The organism is Pantoea sp. X-Soil-TKNS-1211 (assembly GCF_059730495.1).
In genome coordinates, this window is record NZ_AP035954.1 from 407,079 (window position 1) to 425,671 (window position 18,593).

The window sequence follows — 18,593 nt, forward strand, 5'->3', positions numbered from 1 at the left end:
CACCCTCCCTTCACTGGAACACTATGGCAATAAGTGCGTATCGGTTTTCTGCCCGTCTGTTGCTCATGACAGGGGCATTTGGCGTATGCAATGTCGACGCCGATGTGGTCTGGCTAAACAACGGCGATCGCTTGACCGGTACAGTGCAATCGTTGAATGACGGTAAATTAAAGATCAGCACAACGTATGCCGGGGATGTTTTGCTGCAATGGTCATCGGTCAGTACCATGCTGAGCGAAAAACCATTGGTACTAAAAAATAACCTAACCGGCGAGAATCACGAGTTAACTATTCTCCCCTCCACACCCGGATACCTCCGGGTTTTGGCTCCCGATTATGACGAGAAGATTTCAGTCAATACCGTTGCTGCCTTTATGAAGGCGAAGACTCGAACCGACCAGTGGAGTCTGACCGGACATATTGATGCAGGAATTAACCTGAAACATGCATCAACGGATACGCAGAATTATGATTTAGCTTTTAACGCCAAAGCCAGTAAAGGCAAATGGCGTCATGAGAGTGGCGGTACGTTTAACCGCGACAAGGAGAATGCTCAGGTTAATACTGATAATTACAGCCTGCGTTACGCTGTCGACTACATGTTCCATGAACAATATTTCTGGCAAGCGCGAACCACCTATAAACGGGACTGGATAGAGGATATTTCTCGTCAGTTTCTGCTTGGCACTGGGCCGGGCTACCAGTTATGGGACAATGAGTTTGGCGCATTTTCGGTTTCTATTCTTGCCGGAGGATTTAGCTATGGTTATAGCGATGGCGCGTCAGATACCCATGCCGGTGCAACCTTACGCTGGGATTACCAACGCTATCTCGATGATAAAACGTTCACTCTCTACACCAACGGTGAACTGGGTCATTCGCTTGACAGAGATGCCATATTTTCACTGGATGCGGAAGTGGGATTACGTTATGCCCTGACATCATGGTCCACACTCAATATCAGTTACCACCACAACCTGGTTAGCGGCACTCGGGATACGCTGAATGAACATATCTTCAATACTGGTGTGGGACTGAAATGGTAATGTTGCGCCACACCAGGAGCATAATTTCTCATGCTAAGCCCGCCACTGACAATAATTTATTCTTTCATTGATGTGATGTTATCCACTGAAATGACAGGCATATCACCGCCTCGAAACTCAATGTGGCGGATGGGGAATGCGAAGCGGATGTCTCGCTCTGCCAGTGCAGACATCAGTCGCAGATTTATTTCCTGCTGAATATTCATATACTTGTTGTAATCTGAACTCAAAACAAAATATACAACTTCAAATGTTAATTTTGAGTCATCGATAGAAAGAAAGTGCGCACGATCAAATCGGGTCAATTCAATAGATAAAATAATATCCTTCAATATCTCTCCAACCTGACGTACTTTTTCTGCTGGTGTTTCATGACTGATGCCAAACTTGAACACAATACGCCTTTGCTGCATCCGCTTATAATTATGAATCATTTGTTGAAGAAGTATGGTATTGGAACAGATAATCTGCTCACCACTAAGACTTCTAAGTCGGGTGGTTTTTAATCCGATGTGTTCTATTGTTCCTGCTATATTACCAAAAATAATAAAATCGCCGTGTTCAAAAGGTTTATCGAAACCAATTGCCAGGGAAGCAAAGACATCACTCAATACGGTTTGTATTGCAAGCGCAATAGCGATACCACCCACACCGAGGCTGGCAACCAGTGCAGTGATATTAATACCCATATTAGAAAGGATAGCGAGAAAGGTGACAACCCACAGCATGACTCTGAGCAAAATACCAAGTATCACCGTTGTGACAGGATTACGAACATGCAATGGGTCTTTTAATAAACTTTGCAGCCACAATCGTATCCCGCTATCAATCCAAAGTGATAGCTGAAAAATCAAAGCCAGAAACCACCCGTGAGCGACTACAGATGCCCAGTAATCAGGCAAGTCAATAAACCTGAGTGAAATCAAGAATGAGAACACCAGAAGTAATATTTTACTGGTATGGTTTAACAGCTCAACCAATATGCCCGCCACCCGATTATTTCTCCCTTCAGAATAACGGGTAATCCGATGCGACAAAAAACGGATGATCGCTCTAAGAATCACATAGATGAGTACCGTACCAAATACAACGCTGATGATCATTAGCCAAACATCCGGATCCAGAACCGATTCTTTCAAATGTTGATAGGACGTACTTTTTTCAATCATAGCTCCCTCCCACGTATCCCACGCCTCTCTAATAGTTTGGTTTAAAAATGAATTTATATGGGGTATATAATTAATAAGGTAACTCACCTTATCAGATATAACCTATTTCAGAAAAAAACACCACTCACCACGATGCTGAACGCCAGGACTATCAGCAATATCCTCGCCATAAAACTCATAATTCTTCGCGACCAATCCAATAAGAAGAGATTCGATGATTCGTGATAATTGCAGCCATAGATGAATAATCCAGGTATCACCAACTGCTTTCCAAGGATGATGCGAAAATCCGAGCACACTGTATTTCCTGACCATCACTATGTCCCATGACATCAGAGACGACTCGGATGGTCAACAACGCCTAAGACGTGATCAACGTCAGACCGCCCCCCAGTTCAAACGCCCTTGTTCTTTTTTGCCTTCCTGCAAAGTGTTCACCGGTTCCTGATTCAAAATCTGTCTCAGCACGTACAGTAATGAGTGCCAGTATAAATAAGACAAAAGGTGGACATGCCAGATTAAACATAGTCAGCCATAACACATTACCCCGCTGCGCTTTAAATCAACATAAAACCATTAGCGAAACCGCAAAAAATATAGACACACACCACAGGAAAAACAACAAAATCATTTAATTAGCTAACACAAAGAGCATACCTCACAGGACGAGACTTCGCTCAACTTAACATTCTCGATTTTTTTAAAAAAAAATAACCGTTTCGCTTGTATAAGTCATAGTTTTAACTACGTTTATTACAAAATGTTAAAAAACTCACGTTAACCTGGATTGACATCTGGTTTTTCCCTCTACTTCTCATTGGCATCAAATAAGCACCAGCAAGAGATTAATGGAAATACAAATCCCTGAAAAACGAGGTATTTAATGAAAGTTAAGAAAATTCACTACCTGGTCCTGGCCGCTTTAATGTGCAGCTCGTTTAGTTCATTGGCTGTCGATGATGTAAGGAAAGATGCGACCGCGAGTACAAAACAAACCAATGACGCGCTTTATAACCAACTCCCTTTTTCTGACAAGACCGATTTTAGCGATGCCCACAAAGGCTTTGTTGCTGCATTACCAGAAGCTGTCATTAAAGGCGAAGCGGGAAATGTTATCTGGAATCCCGGTCAATACGCGTTTATCAAAGAGGGTGAAAAATCGCCGGATAGCGTTAATCCCAGCCTGTGGCGTCAATCACAACTGATAAATATCAGTGGATTATTTAAAGTCACCGACGGTGTTTACCAGATTCGCAATCTGGATCTGTCCAATATGACTATCATTGAAGGAAAAAAAGGCATCACCGTGATTGACCCGTTGGTCTCCGCCGAAACGGCGAAAGTGGGCATGGATTTGTACTTCAAAAATCGGGGAAAAAAACCCGTAGTGGCGGTGATCTATACCCATAGCCATGTGGATCATTATGGTGGCGTCCGTGGCGTAGTAGATGAGGCCGATGTGAAATCCGGCAAAGTGAAAATCTACGCGCCAGCAGGATTTATGGAAGCAGCAGTCGCAGAAAATATCATGGCAGGTAACGTGATGAGCCGCCGCGCCAGTTATATGTACGGCAATCTGTTGAAAGCCGATCCGAAAGGCCAGGTGGGAGCAGGATTGGGCACCACCACCTCCGCAGGCACCGTCACTCTGATTGCTCCCACCGTCACCATCAGCAAAACCGGGGAAAAGCACAATATCGACGGCCTGACCTATGAATTTATGATGGCGCCGGGTTCAGAAGCACCGTCGGAAATGTTGTGGTACGTCGAAGAGAAAAAAATGATCGAGACCGCAGAGGATGTTACCCATACCCTGCACAACACCTACTCGCTGCGCGGCGCGAAAATTCGTGAACCGCTGCCCTGGTCGAAATATATTAACGATGCCATCACCCGTTGGGGCGATAAGGCCGAAATCATCATTGCTCAACACCATTGGCCGACCTGGGGCAATGACAACGTCAACAACCTGCTTAAAACTCAGCGTGATCTCTATCGCTACATCAACGACCAGACGTTACGCATGGCGAACGAAGGTCTGACGCGCGATGAAATCGCCGCTAACTTCAAACTACCTGATGGTTTGGCAAAAACCTGGGCTAACCGGGGTTATTACGGTTCAGTGAGCCACGATGTCAAAGCCACCTATGTGCTGTATCTGGGTTGGTTTGACGGCAATCCGGCGACGCTGGATGAGCTGCCGCCGGAAGAAGCCGCGAAGAAATTCGTCGAATACATGGGCGGCGCAGACAACATCCTGCAAAAGGCCAAAACTGACTTCGACCAGGGTAACTATCGCTGGGTGGCCCAGGTAGTGAGCAAAGTGGTGTTTGCCGATCCAGAAAATAAAGCGGCGCGTGACCTCGAAGCAGATGCACTGGAGCAACTGGGTTACCAGGCTGAATCCGGCCCATGGCGTAACTTCTACCTCACTGGTGCACAGGAACTGCGCAACGGTGTGGTAAAAGGTCCGACCCCCAATACCGCCAGCCCGGATACGGTGAAAGCCATGACGCCAGAGATGTTCTTCGACTATCTGGCGGTACATATCAACGGTGAGAAAGCCGCTAACGCCAAAGCCCTGATCAACATTGATCTCGGGAAAGATGGTGGCAAATACAAGCTGGAACTGGAAAACGGCGTGTTAAACCATACCGCTAATGCCCAGGGACAGAACCCGGATGCCACTCTCACCCTCAATCGTGACACGCTGAACAAGATCATCCTGAAGGAAGAAACCCTGAAACAGGCGGAGGACAAGGGCGAAGTCAAACTCAGCGGTGATGGTGCCAAAATCGATGAACTGCTGGGTTACATGGATAAGTTCGAGTTCTGGTTCAATATTGTAACGCCATAGCCTTTTGCCATGTAAGGCCCCAATCCTTTAAGGCATCGAAAATGAAGAAACGTCTTCAGTGATCCTCTTTCGGTCGGCTGAATCAATGCCTCGATAAAGCAAAGCACCAGGGATGGTCAATAATCAGTATGAAAACAGACTGGAACAACCTTTTTTCTGCAATCCAGATGGGTGGAAGCTATTTCACTATCGCCGTTGCAGCCAATTGAAGCGTAATTGAGGAGGCATGATGCGTTACTTACCCTTGTTGGTTTTAGTGATCAATCTTTTTCCCGTGGCGAGCATGGCGAAATCAGCTTATGAAGATCTCGCTTATGCCTTAAGGGAACAGCAAATTATCGGCGACCTGAAACAGCATTGTCATATTCCTGCCGGGGTCACCGATGAACATATCCGCCAGGTCTTTCTGAACAGTAAGGATAACCATGACGCGGTCATTGAGGCTGCCCAGGCATTGAAAGCACAGCATAAAGTGACTTACCAGCAACAGATAGCCCAGGTGAGCTGCCCCGATAGTTCCGCGTTCATGAACCATTGACTGAGTGGAGACCAACATGCGGCGCGTTAATTTAACCCTGTGCTGTCTGCTGATAACCGGTACCAGCCATGCCAGTGGTCTCTATCTTTACGAAATCGCTACCGAAGATATCGGTCTGGCTGGGGCTGGACAAGCGGCGCGAGCGCAGGACGCCTCTACTCTGATGACCAACCCGGCAGGAATGACGCGCTTACCCGATCACATGATTACCGGGGGGCTACAGGCATTATATGGCGACACGCCCTACACCCTCGACAATGATGCTGCCCTGCGTGGTAACAGTCCTGGCAACACCATCGGCTGGTTTCCCGGTGCCAGCCTGTTTTACCACCAGCGGCTGAATGACCGCTGGTCGGCAGGTATCGGGTTATATGGCAACTACGGACTCGGGCTGGATTTTGGTAATTGGGCTGGGGATCAGTTGATCAAGAAAAGCACCCTGGTGGGTATGACGCTAAGCCCAGCCATTGCCTGGAAAATCAATGATCGACTGTCATGGGGATTAGGTCTTGGCATTAACTACGGCTTTCTTTCGTTAACGCGCAATGTCGATGGGCAAGATGAGAAAGCCACCGATCATGACTGGGCGTTGAACTTTCGCACCGGACTGTTGATGCAGGTGACAGACGCCACGCGTGTTGGCCTGACCTATAGCAGCAAAACTGAATATCACTTCAATATCAACGGTGAAGCCCGGTTTCCGCAATCGGGTAATGTTTCCTATACCTTGCCGATTGCCGCACAAGTTAATACACCTGCACAGTTGATGCTGAGTGCCGTACATGACCTGAATAGACAATGGTCGCTGTTGGCCGATCTTGGCTGGCAGGACTGGAGTGCTTATGGCGCGAATCAGATTTATGTCACCGGCCAACAACTGCCACGGGAAAATAAGTTGCGAGATACCTGGCATACTGCCCTGGGCGTGCAGTTTCGCCCGAATGAGCAATGGCGTTTCAATACCGGTATTGCTTATGACAGCAGCTTTTACAAAAACCAGGATGACACCTCAATGACCATGCCTTCCGGTGCTGCCTGGCGCTATGGGATTGGTGCGCAGTATCAACTCACCGCCTCCAGCAATATCGGCGCGGCCTTTGAGTATCTCAATATGGCATCGTCATCAGTTTCATCGTCTCTGCTAAAAGGCGATTATCACGATCCCAATATTTATTTTTTCAGCATGAATTACAGCTATCAGTTCTGATGGAGAACCGACGATGAAAAGCGGCGTTTATCTTCTTTGCTGGCTGCTTTTACTTATTCCTTTCAGGTTATTCAGTGCGGAACCGCGCCAGTCACCCACTCCCAAGGAACAGGCGCGTACCTTGACCTTACTGAACCAACCCGTGGTGATGTTACAGGCGGGCTTTGGTCTGACTACACCGGAAGAACGGGTACAACGCATCGTTAAACAGTTACGTACCCTCGATACCACCGATCTGCAACAGCCTGTCGAAACACAACTCCTGACGCGTTATCACCAACAGGCGATGGTATTTTCGGTCAACCAGAAGCCATTTATGGTACTGGTCCAGGCTGACCTCGATGAGGGGGATGACCTGACGCTGACTCAGGCAGCGGAGCGGGTCCGCCAACGTTTGGAGACCTTGCGTCTGTCATTAAAGGAACAATATTCCCCACGCTATATCCTGACCTCGCTGGCAAAAAGTCTGGTGGGTGCCGCGGCTTTTGTGTTGCTGCTGGTGCTGTGCTGGCGAATAGCACAACGGTTAACCCGCAGTGCTACTCACCTCCCAACCAACCACAAGCTTCGCCTGCCCGCCCCGATTCGCAGTTTTCTCGGGCCAGTGCGTATCCGCATATATCAAACTTTGTTGGTTATCGTCTGCCTCAGTGCAGGTTATGTGTGGCTGAGTTGGGTACTTCGGATGTTTCCCTACACACGTGTCTGGGGGATGGATCTCGGCAATTACGCGCTGGGCCTGTTGCAGGGGATCGGCATCGCCATACTTTCGGCTTTGCCGGGACTGTTTATTGTCGCGGTAATTTTCCTGATTACCGCGTTTATCACCCGCGTCATTCGGCTGGTGCTGCGACGTGTGGAACACGGTAATCTGCATATTCCCGGCTTGCATCCGGAAACGGTTGGCGTGACACGGCGTTTAATCAGCGTGGCCATCTGGTTGTTTGCCCTGTCGGCGGCTTACCCCTTTTTGCCAGGAGCAAACTCCCTGGCCTTTAAAGGCATAAGCGTGTTCTTTGGCCTGATGCTAACGCTGGGATCGGCAGGGGTAATGAACCATGCCATGAGCGGTTTGGTACTGACCTATTCCCGCGCGTTACGTAAAGGGGATGTCATCCGTATCAATGACAATGAGGGTGTTGTCACCGCAGTGGGTATGCTGGCGACCAAACTGATGACCCGGGAGAATTACGAAGTCACCGTACCGAATGCGGTGGTAGTGAGCGGAAAAATCACCAACCTCAGCACCGCGTTAAAAGGTGCAGGACTCAACCTGACCACCAGCGTCACCATCGGCTATGACACCCCGTGGCGTCAGGTACACAGTATGCTGGAACTGGCAGCCAGCAGAACGCAAATCATTGACCATACAGAACCCCCGCTGGTACGCCAACTGGCACTGATGGATTGGTACATCGCCTATGAACTTCAGGTGCGGCTGCCTGTGGGAGCATCGCTCGCCGCCGCCAGATCTGAGCTACACAGTAATATTCAGGACGTGTTCAACGAATTTGGTGTACAGATTATGTCGCCAAACTTTGTTGCTCAACCGGAGGGGATAGTTACGGTGAAGCCCGAGGAGTGGTTTAGTCCCCCGGCGAATAAACCAGGATGAATCACGCTGAAAAAGTCTTAAGGAAATTTCTGCTTTAAGCGAAGCGTTAATTTAGTTGATTAAATTCATTATTTATCCTCGGCTGTTTGAATTTTCTGATAAAGCAACTATCGTTACTTTACCAAGCGAGACCGGATGAGTGAGTTATTTACTGGTAAGCCGCCTTCAGATTTATTTAAAAATAATGACAGACCCCACCAGGGGGCCAGTTTTCGTCGTAGATTACTGGCGGTGTTGTTTGTTTTTTTTCTTTAGTGCCAATATTTATGCGACACCATTCTGGTGTCGCCAGCCAATTCATCATGTTATTCAGCAAGGAGCTATCAATAACTCTTACTGACATCGATTTATAAACGTGAAACTGAACCCACTTTTCATGGAGCACAGAAATGTCAAAAATCCCTTTTTGCAAATCGTTGCTTGCTTCTTCTATGTTGGCGGCAGCGTGCTGTTCGTGGAGCGTTTATGCTGCTCCCGATAACAGTTCGCCGCCCACTGCCCCTGAACAGAATAAAGGTAAACCCAACATTGTCGTGATTTTTGGTGATGATATCGGTTACTGGAATCTCAGCACCTATAACCAGGGAATGATGGGATATAAAACCCCGAATATAGACAGCATTGCTGCCGAAGGTGCTAAATTTACCTCTTACTACGCTGAGCAGAGTTCCACAGCAGGTCGTTCTGCCTTTATCACTGGCCAGATGCCCTTTCGCACCGGTCTGAGCAAAGTCGGTATGCCCGGTGCACCTCAGGGTTTACAGAAAGAAGACCCCACCATCGCCAATGTTCTCAAGCAGCTAGGTTATGCAACCGGACAGTTTGGTAAAAACCATCTTGGTGATCGTGACGAGTTTCTCCCTACCGCCCATGGTTTTGACGAGTTTATGGGCAACCTTTACCACCTTAACGCCGAAGAAGAACCGGAAAATCCTGATTATCCAAAAGATCCGGCTTACCGTAAGCAGTTTGGTCCACGCGGCGTCATCAAAAGTACTGCTGACGGCAAAGTGGAAGATACCGGCCCGTTAACCATTAAACGTATGGAAACGGTGGATGAGGAGACGCTGGCTGCCAATAATGATTTTATGGAGCGCCAGGTTAAAGCCGGTAAACCCTTTTTCACCTGGTACAACACCACGCGTATGCATAACAAGACCCACCTTAAACCTGACAGTATTGGTGTGACAGGGCTGGGCACTTACGCCGACGGCATGGTGGAGCATGATAAAATCATCGGCGAAGTGTTGAAGAAAATTAAAGATCTCGGTATCGAGGATAACACTATCGTTATCTATACCACCGATAACGGCCCGATGCTGGCGACCTGGCCTGATTCCGGGATGACCCCTTTCCGCGGCGAGAAAAATACTGGTTGGGAAGGTGGCTTACGCGTTCCGGCGATGATCAAATGGCCCGGACATATCAAACCCGGAACAGTGATCAACGATATTTTCGCCAGCTATGACTGGTTCCCAACACTCGTCGCCGCCGCAGGCGATCCGAATATCGGTGCCCAGTTGCTGAAAGGCTACAAAACCAGTTCCATGACCTACAAAGTGCACCTGGATGGGTACAACCAGCTGGACTTCCTTCAGGGGAAAGGCCCGGATCAACGCAAAGAATTTTTCTACTGGAGTGATGACGGTGATCTGCTGGCGATCCGCTATGGTCGCTGGAAAGCGCATTTCATGATTCAGGAACATAGCGGACTGGATGTCTGGCGTTATCCCTTCACCAAACTCCGCGTACCCTTAATCTTTGACCTGGAAGTTGATCCGCTGGAAAAAGGTGACACCGGAATGGATTACGGTAATTGGTTCTACAGCCGCCTGTTCCTGCTGGGTGGCGCACAAAAATATGTGGGTGAAATGCTGCAAAGCTTTAAAGAGTTCCCACCACGGCAAAAACCCGGTTCCTTTACCGTGTCTGATGTCCAGTCGCTTATCGAGCAAGGTAATCCGGCGACCAATTAAGGTTTTCATCAATAAAACGGGCGGTTCGCCGCCCGCTGCAGGAGAAAATGATGAAATACACCACGACGCTCCCGTTACGCCCACTGCCCACGGCCAAAAAGTATGATGGCACAGGGCCAGCTTATCAGCGCCGCTTTCATGTGATGGCAAAACCCACTGGCTCACGCTGCAATATTGACTGCACCTACTGTTTTTATCTGCACAAAGAAAATCTGTTGCATCAGGAGCGTTCGACCGGCATGAGCGATGAGGTACTGGAAGCATTTGTTCGCCAGTACATTGAGGGCCAGGATGGAGAACAGGTGGTGTTCTCATGGCAAGGTGGCGAACCCACGCTAATGGGATTGGACTATTTCGAAAAAGTGGTCGCATTGCAGAAGAAGTATCAGAAGCCCGGTCAGCGCATTGAAAATGATCTACAAACCAATGGCATCCTGCTTAATGACCATTGGGCGCGTTTTCTCAAACAACATCACTTTCTGGTCGGTCTCTCGATCGATGGTCCGGCAGAACTGCATGATCGCTATCGCATCACGCGTAGTGGTAAACCGACCTTCGACAAAGTGATGGAAGGCGTAGCCGCACTGAAACGTCATCAGGTGCCGTTCAATGCGCTGGTCACGGTGAACCGCACCAATGCCCGCTTCCCCCTTGAGGTCTATCGCTTTCTCACCCACGAGCTGGGGGCGACCTATATTCAGTTCAATCCATGTGTAGAACCGGTGGAGTTTAAGCAAACCGCTCCACATTTTTGGCAAGACGACACGATTCCAATCACCGGCAGCCGCCGCGCTCGTCCTGGCGATCTCGACTCCATCGTCACCGACTGGTCAGTCGATCCTGATGACTGGGGACGTTTTCTTATCGCTGTGTTTGAAGAGTGGGTGAATAACGATCTTGGACGGGTGCAGGTCAATTTGTTTGAAACCGCTGTGGCGCAAACCATGGGCAAACCGGCACAGATTTGTGTCACCTCTGAGTTTTGCGGCAAAGGCCTGGCGATTGAGAAAAACGGTGACGTCTTTGCCTGCGATCACTATGTCTATCCCGAATATCAACTCGGCAATGTCCACACCCATACCCTGGCAAACCTGGCTTTTTCCGAACGGCAAAAAGCCTTTGGTCTGGGCAAGCGCGACACTTTGCCTCGCGAGTGTAAACGCTGCCCGTACCTGAAATTGTGCTGGGGCGAGTGCCCGAAAAATCGCATCGTGCGCAGCCCGGACGGTGAGCTGGGGCTGAATTACCTTTGTCCGGGCATCAAAGCCTTTTTTGCTTACGCTCAACCTATTCTGGTCGGGATTGCCACCTTGATTCAGCAACAACAGGAGCATGCCTGATGGCGCTGCGAGACAAACTGCTGGCGCTGGAAGCCAGCATGAATCAACAGGTACTTGGCCAGGAAGCGCTGGTACGTATGCTTATCATTGCCTTGTTATGTGATGGTCATGTTTTGCTGGAAGGGTTGCCCGGACTGGCTAAAACGCGCGCCGTGCGCGCCCTGGCGAGCCACCTTGCCGGGGAGTATCGGCGTATTCAATTCACGCCGGACCTGTTGCCTTCCGACATTACCGGCAGTGAAATTTATCAACAGCACGCGACACGTGAAGAGGACCAGTTCCGCTTTCGCCCCGGACCAGTGTTTGGCAACATCATACTGGCTGATGAGATCAATCGTGCTTCTGCCCGCGTCCAGTCTGCCTTGCTGGAAGCAATGGAAGAACGACACGTGACTGTGGCAGGCAAGACCTGGCCGCTGCCGGGCATATTTATGGTGCTGGCAACGCAAAACCCGGTCGATCAGGAAGGCACCTGGCCGTTGCCCGAAGCGCAGTTAGACCGTTTCCTGATGAAAATCATCGTTGACTACCCGTCGAAAGAGAACGAACAACGCGTGATGCAACTGGTGCGCGCCGAACAACAGGCTCAGTACCAGACCTCTGCTCATCCCGCCGCACAACATGCCGCAGACATCACCCTGAGCCAACAGGATATTGCTGACTGCTGGCAGGCTATCGCCAGCATCTATGTTGCGCCAGCAGTGGAAACCTATATTGTTAATCTGGTGACCATGACCCGCCAGCCGCAACAAGTAAGCGACACTTTTGCCAGCTATATCAGCCTCGGTATCAGCCCACGCGGGACACTGGCGCTGGATCGTTGTGGCCGGGCCTATGCCTGGCTGGAAGGCCGCGACGCAGTCATGCCAGAGGATATTCGCCGGATCGCCCCAGCTGTATTACGCCATCGTCTGCTGCTCAGTTATCAGGCGGCAGCGGATAACTGTAGCGCCGACGACGCGGTGCGTATGCTGCTCGACGCGGTGGTAGCCTGATGAAAGACTGCCTGACCCTTGATAAGTCAGCCTTGATGTCGATGGCTGGCGAGGCACTTCAGCTCAGCAATCCGCCCGGACAGATCCCGCCCGGTGCGCTCGCCGGTGAGCGAGCATCACGGCAGCAGGGACGCGGTCTCAATTTTGACAGCCTGCGCCGTTATCAACCAGGAGATGATGTGCGACTGATTGACTGGCAGGCGACGGCTCGTTTGCGCTCGCCGTGGATCCGGCTTTATAACGAAGAGCGGGAGCGGCCGGTATTTTTACTGATTGACCAGCGCCTGGATATGTTTTTTAGTACCCGTGGGCAAACGAAATCCGTTGCGGCTGCCAGCGTGGCCGCATTGTTGGCCTGGCGCAGTTGGCATGATGGCGATCGCCTGGGCGCTGCGCTGTTTAGCGATGATCAGGTGATCCTTCATCCTTGCCGTTCTCCCCGGGTGATCCTTCCTCGCCTGTTCGACGATCTTAGTCAGCTTAATCAACAACTGCCCGCACGTTATCGCGAGAATCGCACCGGACCGGTCAATCTTGCATCGGTGCTACAACGTCTACCCACACAGTTTCCACCCGGCAGTTGGCTGGCATTAATCAGCGATTTTCATGACCTGGATAGCCAGAGTGAAGCGCTGCTGGCTGGCCTGCGCCAGCGTGGCGAGATTACCGCTTACGTCACCCTGGACGACCTGCATTTACGTTTGCCCGCCAGCGGCAATCTCGCCGCGTTTTATACCGGAGACGAGGTTACCTTTTCGCTCTCCTCCTCTTTACGCGCCAGCGTGCAGGAAAAAGTGTCTGCCCGGCTGGCTGCACAAAAGCAGCGCCTGCAACGCCTCGGTATTGAGGTGCGTAATATTGTGGTTGGGCAACCCTTGCTGCCGCAACTTCAGCGGGAGGACATCCATGCTGGCAAAAGGATTTAGCGTTCCTGAATTACAGCACCCAGCGTTGCCAGTGCCGCCCTCCTGGTTTCCGTTGCCTCCAGGTTGGACACTCCTGGCTGTCATTTTGCTGGCTCTACTGCTTACCTGTACCTTCCTTAGGCTGGCGCGCTATCGGCGTAACCGCTGGCGGCGCGAGGCTCGGCAGGCACTGAGCGCTGTCCATAATGCGGATGAGTGGCTGCAGTTAATCAAACGCATTTTGCTGGTACACCATGCCCGGCCTGATGTGAGTCAGTGGCAGACATCGCACGAGCTTTTGCAGCAATTACCGCTGGACGAAATGACGCGGGTTGAATTGAGTCAGCGTTATTGCCAGCGCAATGCTGAACTGGAGCCGGCACTCAACCAGCATGTACGCGAACAGGTCAGCCAATGGCTGGAGGGATTACCCGATGTCTGAATGGATGACGCGGCTCGACTTTGCCTGGCCGTGGGCATGGCTGATCCTGCCACTTCCCTGGCTGGTTCGCTTGCTCTATCCCGGGAACGTATCGGTGCAGGATACGGTGCGAGTCCCTTTCCTCCCTGAGCTGGTAGCAACCCTGAAACCCACCACCCCGCGCAGCGCACCAGACATCCGGGCGCGTTTACAATTTTGGCCCATCTGGTGGTTGCTGGTGTGCGCACTGGCACGCCCAGAATATGTCATGCCACCACAACAAATTACCCAACCGATGCGCAATATGGTGTTAGCGCTGGATGTATCCGGCTCGATGGAAAAAAACGATGCCGGAAATGGCGTGACACGCTTGCAGGCCGTACAACAAACGGTGCGTACCTTTATCGACGAACGTAAAAACGATCGTATCGGTCTGGTGATTTTTGCCAGTCAGGCATGGCCATTTGCGCCGATAAGCGAAGACAAGCAAGCCTTACAGACACGTATTGCCCAACTCAGCCCCGGCATGATCGGCCAGCAAACTGCCATTGGCGATGCGCTGGGTGTGGCCGTTAAACAACTGGATAACAGCCAGGCAACCGACGCGGGGAAGATGGTGATTTTACTTACCGATGGCAATGACACCGCCTCGCAACTCCCTCCTACACTGGCGGCACAACTGGCGGCAACGCATCATGTTCAGGTTAATACCATTGCGTTCGGCGATGTCAATAGCAGCGGTGAAGACAAAGTCGACCTCGATTTACTGCGACAAATCTCTCAGACCACCGGTGGACAGATGTGGCAAGCGGCGACCGGCAGTGCTGCCCTGCAACAGGTATGGCAGCAAATTGATGCCGTCACACCCCAGCAGGTGAAAACACTGGGCTGGTCATGGCATCGTCCACTTTTCCACTGGCCATTATCCCTGGCGCTGGTGCTTTTGCTACTGATGATGCTACTGCGTGGATTACAGGAGCGGCATTCATGAGTGATTTTCATTTTCTCTATCCCTGGCGCTTGCTGGCTTTGCTGTTGTGCCCATTACTCTTTCTGATAAGACTACGGGCGGGAAGCGCCTGGTATCGCATCATGGATAAACCTCTGGCTGATGCGCTGGTGGTAAAAAAGACCCGCCGTTGGCAGCAGAGTTTGCCGTGGTTATTCGCCATAGGCATCGTCGCCTTGTCTGGCCCCAGTTGGCAGAAAGTGTTGCCAGATGCCCTGACACCGAAAAGTAATGTGATGGTGATTTTGCAACAGAATCTCAGCATGTTAGCTCAGGATCTGCCCCCTAATCGCCAGCAGCGCGTGCAGCAAAAGTTGCTGTCACTGATGGAGCATATGCCAGGCAGCCGTTTTGGATTGGTGGTTTATCGCGCCCATGCTTTTTTGACCACCCCTTTGACTGATGACCCGGCGTTCTATGCGTTATTTCTCAATGCCCAACAACCACAGCAACTGCCAGACGATACCGGTTCAGGTTTAGCGGCCGCCCTGCGGCTGGCGAACAAATATCTACCACAGGATACGCAAGCGCCACATGCATTGTTGCTGGTGACCGATAATTTGAGCGCGGCTGACGCGGCCTGGCTCCAACAGCAATCGCTGCCTTTACAGATTTGGGTGCCTGGCACGGCGCGTGGTGGCACTCTGCCAGAGAATCTGGCAGGACGCGGTATTGATTCGCGTCTGAATGTGGAGCGCTTTCAACAAGTTCGTGACAGTGGCATCCCCGTTACATTGTTGTCAACCAGCGACGATCAGGATATCCATGCCTTGATCAGCCATATGCAGCAAAGCGCCAGTGCGCAGCAGAATGCACGCAAGGATTTGCACTGGCTGGACAGTGGTTACTGGCTAATCATACCGCTTTTAGCTCTCCTGCTGGTGTGGCGCAGACAACTACTGTGTCTGACATTACTCCCCATATTACTCATGGCAACATCTGATGGTCATGCTGCCTGGCTTGATGCCTGGATATCCCCTGATATTCAGGGGCAGCATGCTTTTGACAGAGGCGATTACGCTGCTGCGGCTGAACATTATCAAGACACGCAGCGACGTGCCGTGGCGCTCTATTATGCCGCCGACTATCCGGCGGCATTGAGCGCGTTCCGGCAACTAACGCCGGATGCCGACAATCTGTTGTGGGCAGGAAACTGCTATGCCCAAATGAAACAGTGGCAGCAGGCGCTCAATAGTTACGATCAGGCACTGAGCCTACGCCCTGACTGGTCAATGGCACGTGACAATCGCAGCAAAATTGCCGCTATCATCATGCAACTGCGAAAAAAAGAACGCGACCGGCAAGCAAGCCAAGGCGAGCAGGCTGACGACGACCCTGATGCCATCAAACAAGACCTAAAAGCTGATCAGGGGGTAAATCAGCAGGATATCAAACCGCTGACAGGTACAACGACGCAACTTACGCAATGGTATGACAATTTGTCCTTATCACCAGGTGGCCTGCTGGAAAATCTCTATCATGCTGCGCCAGAGGAGGTGCCATGAAAACAGCCATTGCCCTGCTGCTGCTGTTGCCCGCCGCACACGCCGATATGGACGTCACACGCGAGCTGATCGCGCCCGCTACGCTGGTGCCTGGTCAGCCGGTCACTCTCGCCGTTACTTTCTGGACTGACAGTTGGTTCAATCCTCCACCGACCTGGCCTGCGATGACCATTGAGAATGGTACCCAACTCACCACGACACCGCCTAACCAGTTAGTAAGCCGTCAAAGCCGTGGCATCAGTTGGAGTGGCGTGCGGCTGGAGCGCAAAGTCATGGCCTGGGATCAGGGCACCCTACGCCTTCCTGCGCTGGCTATCACGCTGCGTTCCGGCGGGCAGCCTCCCAAAACAGTCTCGCTGGCTGCACTGGAGAGGACGGTAAGCTGGCCTACGGGCGTACAGCAACCTGATCGCTTTTTACCCGCTTCCAGTTTGAGCCTGCAACAGCAGTGGAAAACCTATACCGCCGTAGCCGATCAACCGTTGCATATCGGTGACGTGGTGGAACGTGTAGTGACGCTGAAAGCCACTGATGTGACATTGTCACAGATTCCGCAATTGCTGTATGCGCTCCCCGGTAGCGAGACACAAAGGCTGACACCACAAACCAGCTTACTCACCGAGGGTCGTGACGAACAGGTCGGCATCCAGCGAGTTGAACGGCTGCGTTATCTGCCATCACAGGCTGGCAACCTGATCATTCCCCCCGTACAGCTGCGCTGGTGGGATACCCGGCATCAACAGTGGCAACAGGCGAACCTGCCGGGTGCGCACTATCAGTTCGCCCCCGTCCGTGCGGCGGGTAGTGAGACAAGCTTGCGGGCGAGCAGCACCTTGCCCATCGGCTATCTGTTTTTATCGTTGCTGGTGACTCTGATGGCCTGTTTATCATTATGGTTAAGCCGACACGTACTGCATCGCTTTGGGCGTTATCTCAGTCAACGCATACGCTACCTTTGCCGTGTTATTCCCTTACCCGATCTGGCACCAGACAGGAGAGATTGATGATCAAATCATTATTATTCTTAGCGCTGTGTATGTTCTCTTCCATATTGCTGGCAGCGACAGACCCGTCATTGAGTGCGTGGAACAATACCCCCGCACGCCAGGCGATTGAAAACTGGATAACGAACGCCACTACCAGCGGCAGTCCGGATTATATTCCTCCAGCCCAACGTTATGTGGTGTTCGATAATGACGGCACGCTGTGGCCGGAAGCACCACTGACTTTCCAATTGCAATTTGTCCTTGACGAAGTCAAACGACTGGCCCCGCAGCACCCTGAATGGCAACAGGACGCAGTGGTAAGTGCGGTACTAAAAAATGACATGGCGGCGCTGGCTAAAGCCGGTAAGCCAGGACTGATGCATCTGCTAACGTTAACGCACAGCAATATGACCACGGAGGAATTTGACCAGCGCGTGAGCCAATGGTTGGCACGAGAACGCCATCCCCGCTTTGGTTGCCGCTACGATCAACTGGGTTATCTGCCCATGCGCCAGTTGCTTGATACCCTGCGAGCACACGGATTTAAGACTTGGATCATCTCTGGCGGCGGCATTGATTTCATGCGAGACATAGCGGAGAAGATGTACGGTATCCCGCCTGAGCAGGTGGTCGGTTCGTTCTCTCTGTCTGAGTTTGCGCTTACGGAAAAGGGTACCACTCTGCGTAAAACCATGCATGGCGCATTCTATGATGATGAAGCGATGAAACCTGTCGCGATTCACCTGTTTATGGGGCACCGACCGGTTGCCGCTTTTGGTAACAGCGATGGTGATGTGCCGATGTTGCAATATACCTCGGGTAATCGTGCCGCAAAAACCTTTGGTCTGTTGATTCACCATACCGATGGTGAGCGAGAATACGCGTATGATGCCCATCCCAGCGCCAGCGGTAAGCTGGTGAACGGCCTGACGCTGGCAGCGCATTATGGCTGGACGGTGGTCGATATGAAACGGGACTGGAAGCAGGTGTTCGATCCGCAACTTTGCCCGCAGGCACCATAAGG

Annotated in this window: 15 protein-coding genes; 14 read left to right on the forward strand and 1 reads right to left on the reverse strand. The window is 51.3% G+C overall.

Annotated elements, in window-relative coordinates; translation table 11 throughout:
- Positions 1-23: 23 nt before the first annotated feature.
- Positions 24-1,046, forward strand: a complete 1,023-nt coding sequence (locus AC6I8W_RS22280) for a DUF481 domain-containing protein (RefSeq protein WP_497838307.1) — start codon at positions 24-26, stop codon at positions 1,044-1,046.
- A 56-nt stretch (positions 1,047-1,102) separates the two neighbouring features.
- On the opposite strand, the gene AC6I8W_RS22285 is transcribed toward AC6I8W_RS22280, so the two are convergent.
- Positions 1,103-2,212, reverse strand: a complete 1,110-nt coding sequence (locus AC6I8W_RS22285) for a mechanosensitive ion channel family protein (RefSeq protein ID WP_497838792.1) — start codon at positions 2,210-2,212, stop codon at positions 1,103-1,105.
- 928 nt (positions 2,213-3,140) lie between these two features.
- Here AC6I8W_RS22285 and AC6I8W_RS22290 point away from each other — a divergent pair.
- The 13 genes from AC6I8W_RS22290 (at position 3,141) to AC6I8W_RS22350 (ending at position 18,591) form a co-directional block, all read left to right on the forward strand.
- Positions 3,141-5,072: an alkyl/aryl-sulfatase gene (locus AC6I8W_RS22290; RefSeq protein ID WP_497838793.1), complete on the forward strand. Its 1,932-nt coding sequence runs from the start codon at positions 3,141-3,143 to the stop codon at positions 5,070-5,072.
- A 226-nt stretch (positions 5,073-5,298) separates the two neighbouring features.
- Positions 5,299-5,610 carry a YicS family protein gene (locus tag AC6I8W_RS22295; RefSeq protein ID WP_497838308.1) on the forward strand — a complete coding sequence of 104 codons (312 nt, stop codon included), beginning with the start codon at positions 5,299-5,301 and terminating at the stop codon, positions 5,608-5,610.
- 16 nt (positions 5,611-5,626) lie between these two features.
- The gene (locus tag AC6I8W_RS22300) at positions 5,627-6,817 is read left to right on the forward strand and encodes an OmpP1/FadL family transporter (RefSeq protein WP_497838309.1); all 1,191 of its coding nucleotides are present in this window, start codon (positions 5,627-5,629) and stop codon (positions 6,815-6,817) included.
- Between the two features lie 13 nt (positions 6,818-6,830).
- Positions 6,831-8,432, forward strand: a complete 1,602-nt coding sequence (locus tag AC6I8W_RS22305; RefSeq protein WP_497838310.1) for a mechanosensitive ion channel family protein — start codon at positions 6,831-6,833, stop codon at positions 8,430-8,432.
- Between the two features lie 389 nt (positions 8,433-8,821).
- Positions 8,822-10,408 carry an arylsulfatase gene (locus AC6I8W_RS22310; protein WP_497838311.1) on the forward strand — a complete coding sequence of 529 codons (1,587 nt, stop codon included), beginning with the start codon at positions 8,822-8,824 and terminating at the stop codon, positions 10,406-10,408.
- Between the two features lie 50 nt (positions 10,409-10,458).
- A complete protein-coding gene (locus tag AC6I8W_RS22315; protein WP_497838794.1) occupies positions 10,459-11,748 on the forward strand; it encodes an anaerobic sulfatase maturase in 1,290 nt (429 codons plus the stop codon).
- Positions 11,748-12,743, forward strand: coding sequence for an AAA family ATPase (locus tag AC6I8W_RS22320; protein ID WP_497838312.1), 996 nt, complete (start codon positions 11,748-11,750; stop codon positions 12,741-12,743). Before AC6I8W_RS22315 ends, AC6I8W_RS22320 begins: the two co-directional genes overlap by 1 nt.
- Positions 12,743-13,669: a DUF58 domain-containing protein gene (locus AC6I8W_RS22325; protein ID WP_497838313.1), complete on the forward strand. Its 927-nt coding sequence runs from the start codon at positions 12,743-12,745 to the stop codon at positions 13,667-13,669. The genes AC6I8W_RS22320 and AC6I8W_RS22325 overlap by 1 nt, the downstream gene beginning before the upstream one ends.
- Entirely contained in the window at positions 13,650-14,090 is a 441-nt protein-coding gene (locus tag AC6I8W_RS22330; RefSeq protein WP_497838314.1) for a DUF4381 family protein, read from the forward strand. Before AC6I8W_RS22325 ends, AC6I8W_RS22330 begins: the two co-directional genes overlap by 20 nt.
- Positions 14,083-15,060 (forward strand): VWA domain-containing protein, encoded by a 978-nt coding sequence (locus tag AC6I8W_RS22335; protein ID WP_497838315.1) that lies wholly within the window; start codon positions 14,083-14,085, stop codon positions 15,058-15,060. Before AC6I8W_RS22330 ends, AC6I8W_RS22335 begins: the two co-directional genes overlap by 8 nt.
- Positions 15,057-16,583 carry a VWA domain-containing protein gene (locus AC6I8W_RS22340; protein WP_497838316.1) on the forward strand — a complete coding sequence of 509 codons (1,527 nt, stop codon included), beginning with the start codon at positions 15,057-15,059 and terminating at the stop codon, positions 16,581-16,583. Before AC6I8W_RS22335 ends, AC6I8W_RS22340 begins: the two co-directional genes overlap by 4 nt.
- Positions 16,580-17,587, forward strand: a complete 1,008-nt coding sequence (locus AC6I8W_RS22345; RefSeq protein ID WP_497838317.1) for an oxygen tolerance domain protein — start codon at positions 16,580-16,582, stop codon at positions 17,585-17,587. The genes AC6I8W_RS22340 and AC6I8W_RS22345 overlap by 4 nt, the downstream gene beginning before the upstream one ends.
- On the forward strand, positions 17,587-18,591 hold the full coding sequence (locus AC6I8W_RS22350) for an HAD family hydrolase (RefSeq protein WP_497838318.1): 1,005 nt from the start codon (positions 17,587-17,589) through the stop codon (positions 18,589-18,591). The genes AC6I8W_RS22345 and AC6I8W_RS22350 overlap by 1 nt, the downstream gene beginning before the upstream one ends.
- The last annotated feature ends 2 nt before the right edge of the window (positions 18,592-18,593 follow it).

What these genes read in the sequence shown, in the direction of transcription:
- AC6I8W_RS22280 (WP_497838307.1), top strand. Translation starts at nt 24, where the DNA reads ATGGCAATAAGTGCGTATCGGTTTTCTGCCCGTCTGTTGCTCATGACA.
- AC6I8W_RS22290 (WP_497838793.1), top strand. Translation starts at nt 3,141, where the DNA reads ATGTGCAGCTCGTTTAGTTCATTGGCTGTCGATGATGTAAGGAAAGAT.
- AC6I8W_RS22295 (WP_497838308.1), top strand. Translation starts at nt 5,299, where the DNA reads ATGATGCGTTACTTACCCTTGTTGGTTTTAGTGATCAATCTTTTTCCC.
- AC6I8W_RS22300 (WP_497838309.1), top strand. Translation starts at nt 5,627, where the DNA reads ATGCGGCGCGTTAATTTAACCCTGTGCTGTCTGCTGATAACCGGTACC.
- AC6I8W_RS22305 (WP_497838310.1), top strand. Translation starts at nt 6,831, where the DNA reads ATGAAAAGCGGCGTTTATCTTCTTTGCTGGCTGCTTTTACTTATTCCT.
- AC6I8W_RS22310 (WP_497838311.1), top strand. Translation starts at nt 8,822, where the DNA reads ATGTCAAAAATCCCTTTTTGCAAATCGTTGCTTGCTTCTTCTATGTTG.
- AC6I8W_RS22315 (WP_497838794.1), top strand. Translation starts at nt 10,459, where the DNA reads ATGAAATACACCACGACGCTCCCGTTACGCCCACTGCCCACGGCCAAA.
- AC6I8W_RS22320 (WP_497838312.1), top strand. Translation starts at nt 11,748, where the DNA reads ATGGCGCTGCGAGACAAACTGCTGGCGCTGGAAGCCAGCATGAATCAA.
- AC6I8W_RS22325 (WP_497838313.1), top strand. Translation starts at nt 12,743, where the DNA reads ATGAAAGACTGCCTGACCCTTGATAAGTCAGCCTTGATGTCGATGGCT.
- AC6I8W_RS22330 (WP_497838314.1), top strand. Translation starts at nt 13,650, where the DNA reads ATGCTGGCAAAAGGATTTAGCGTTCCTGAATTACAGCACCCAGCGTTG.
- AC6I8W_RS22335 (WP_497838315.1), top strand. Translation starts at nt 14,083, where the DNA reads ATGTCTGAATGGATGACGCGGCTCGACTTTGCCTGGCCGTGGGCATGG.
- AC6I8W_RS22340 (WP_497838316.1), top strand. Translation starts at nt 15,057, where the DNA reads ATGAGTGATTTTCATTTTCTCTATCCCTGGCGCTTGCTGGCTTTGCTG.
- AC6I8W_RS22345 (WP_497838317.1), top strand. Translation starts at nt 16,580, where the DNA reads ATGAAAACAGCCATTGCCCTGCTGCTGCTGTTGCCCGCCGCACACGCC.
- AC6I8W_RS22350 (WP_497838318.1), top strand. Translation starts at nt 17,587, where the DNA reads ATGATCAAATCATTATTATTCTTAGCGCTGTGTATGTTCTCTTCCATA.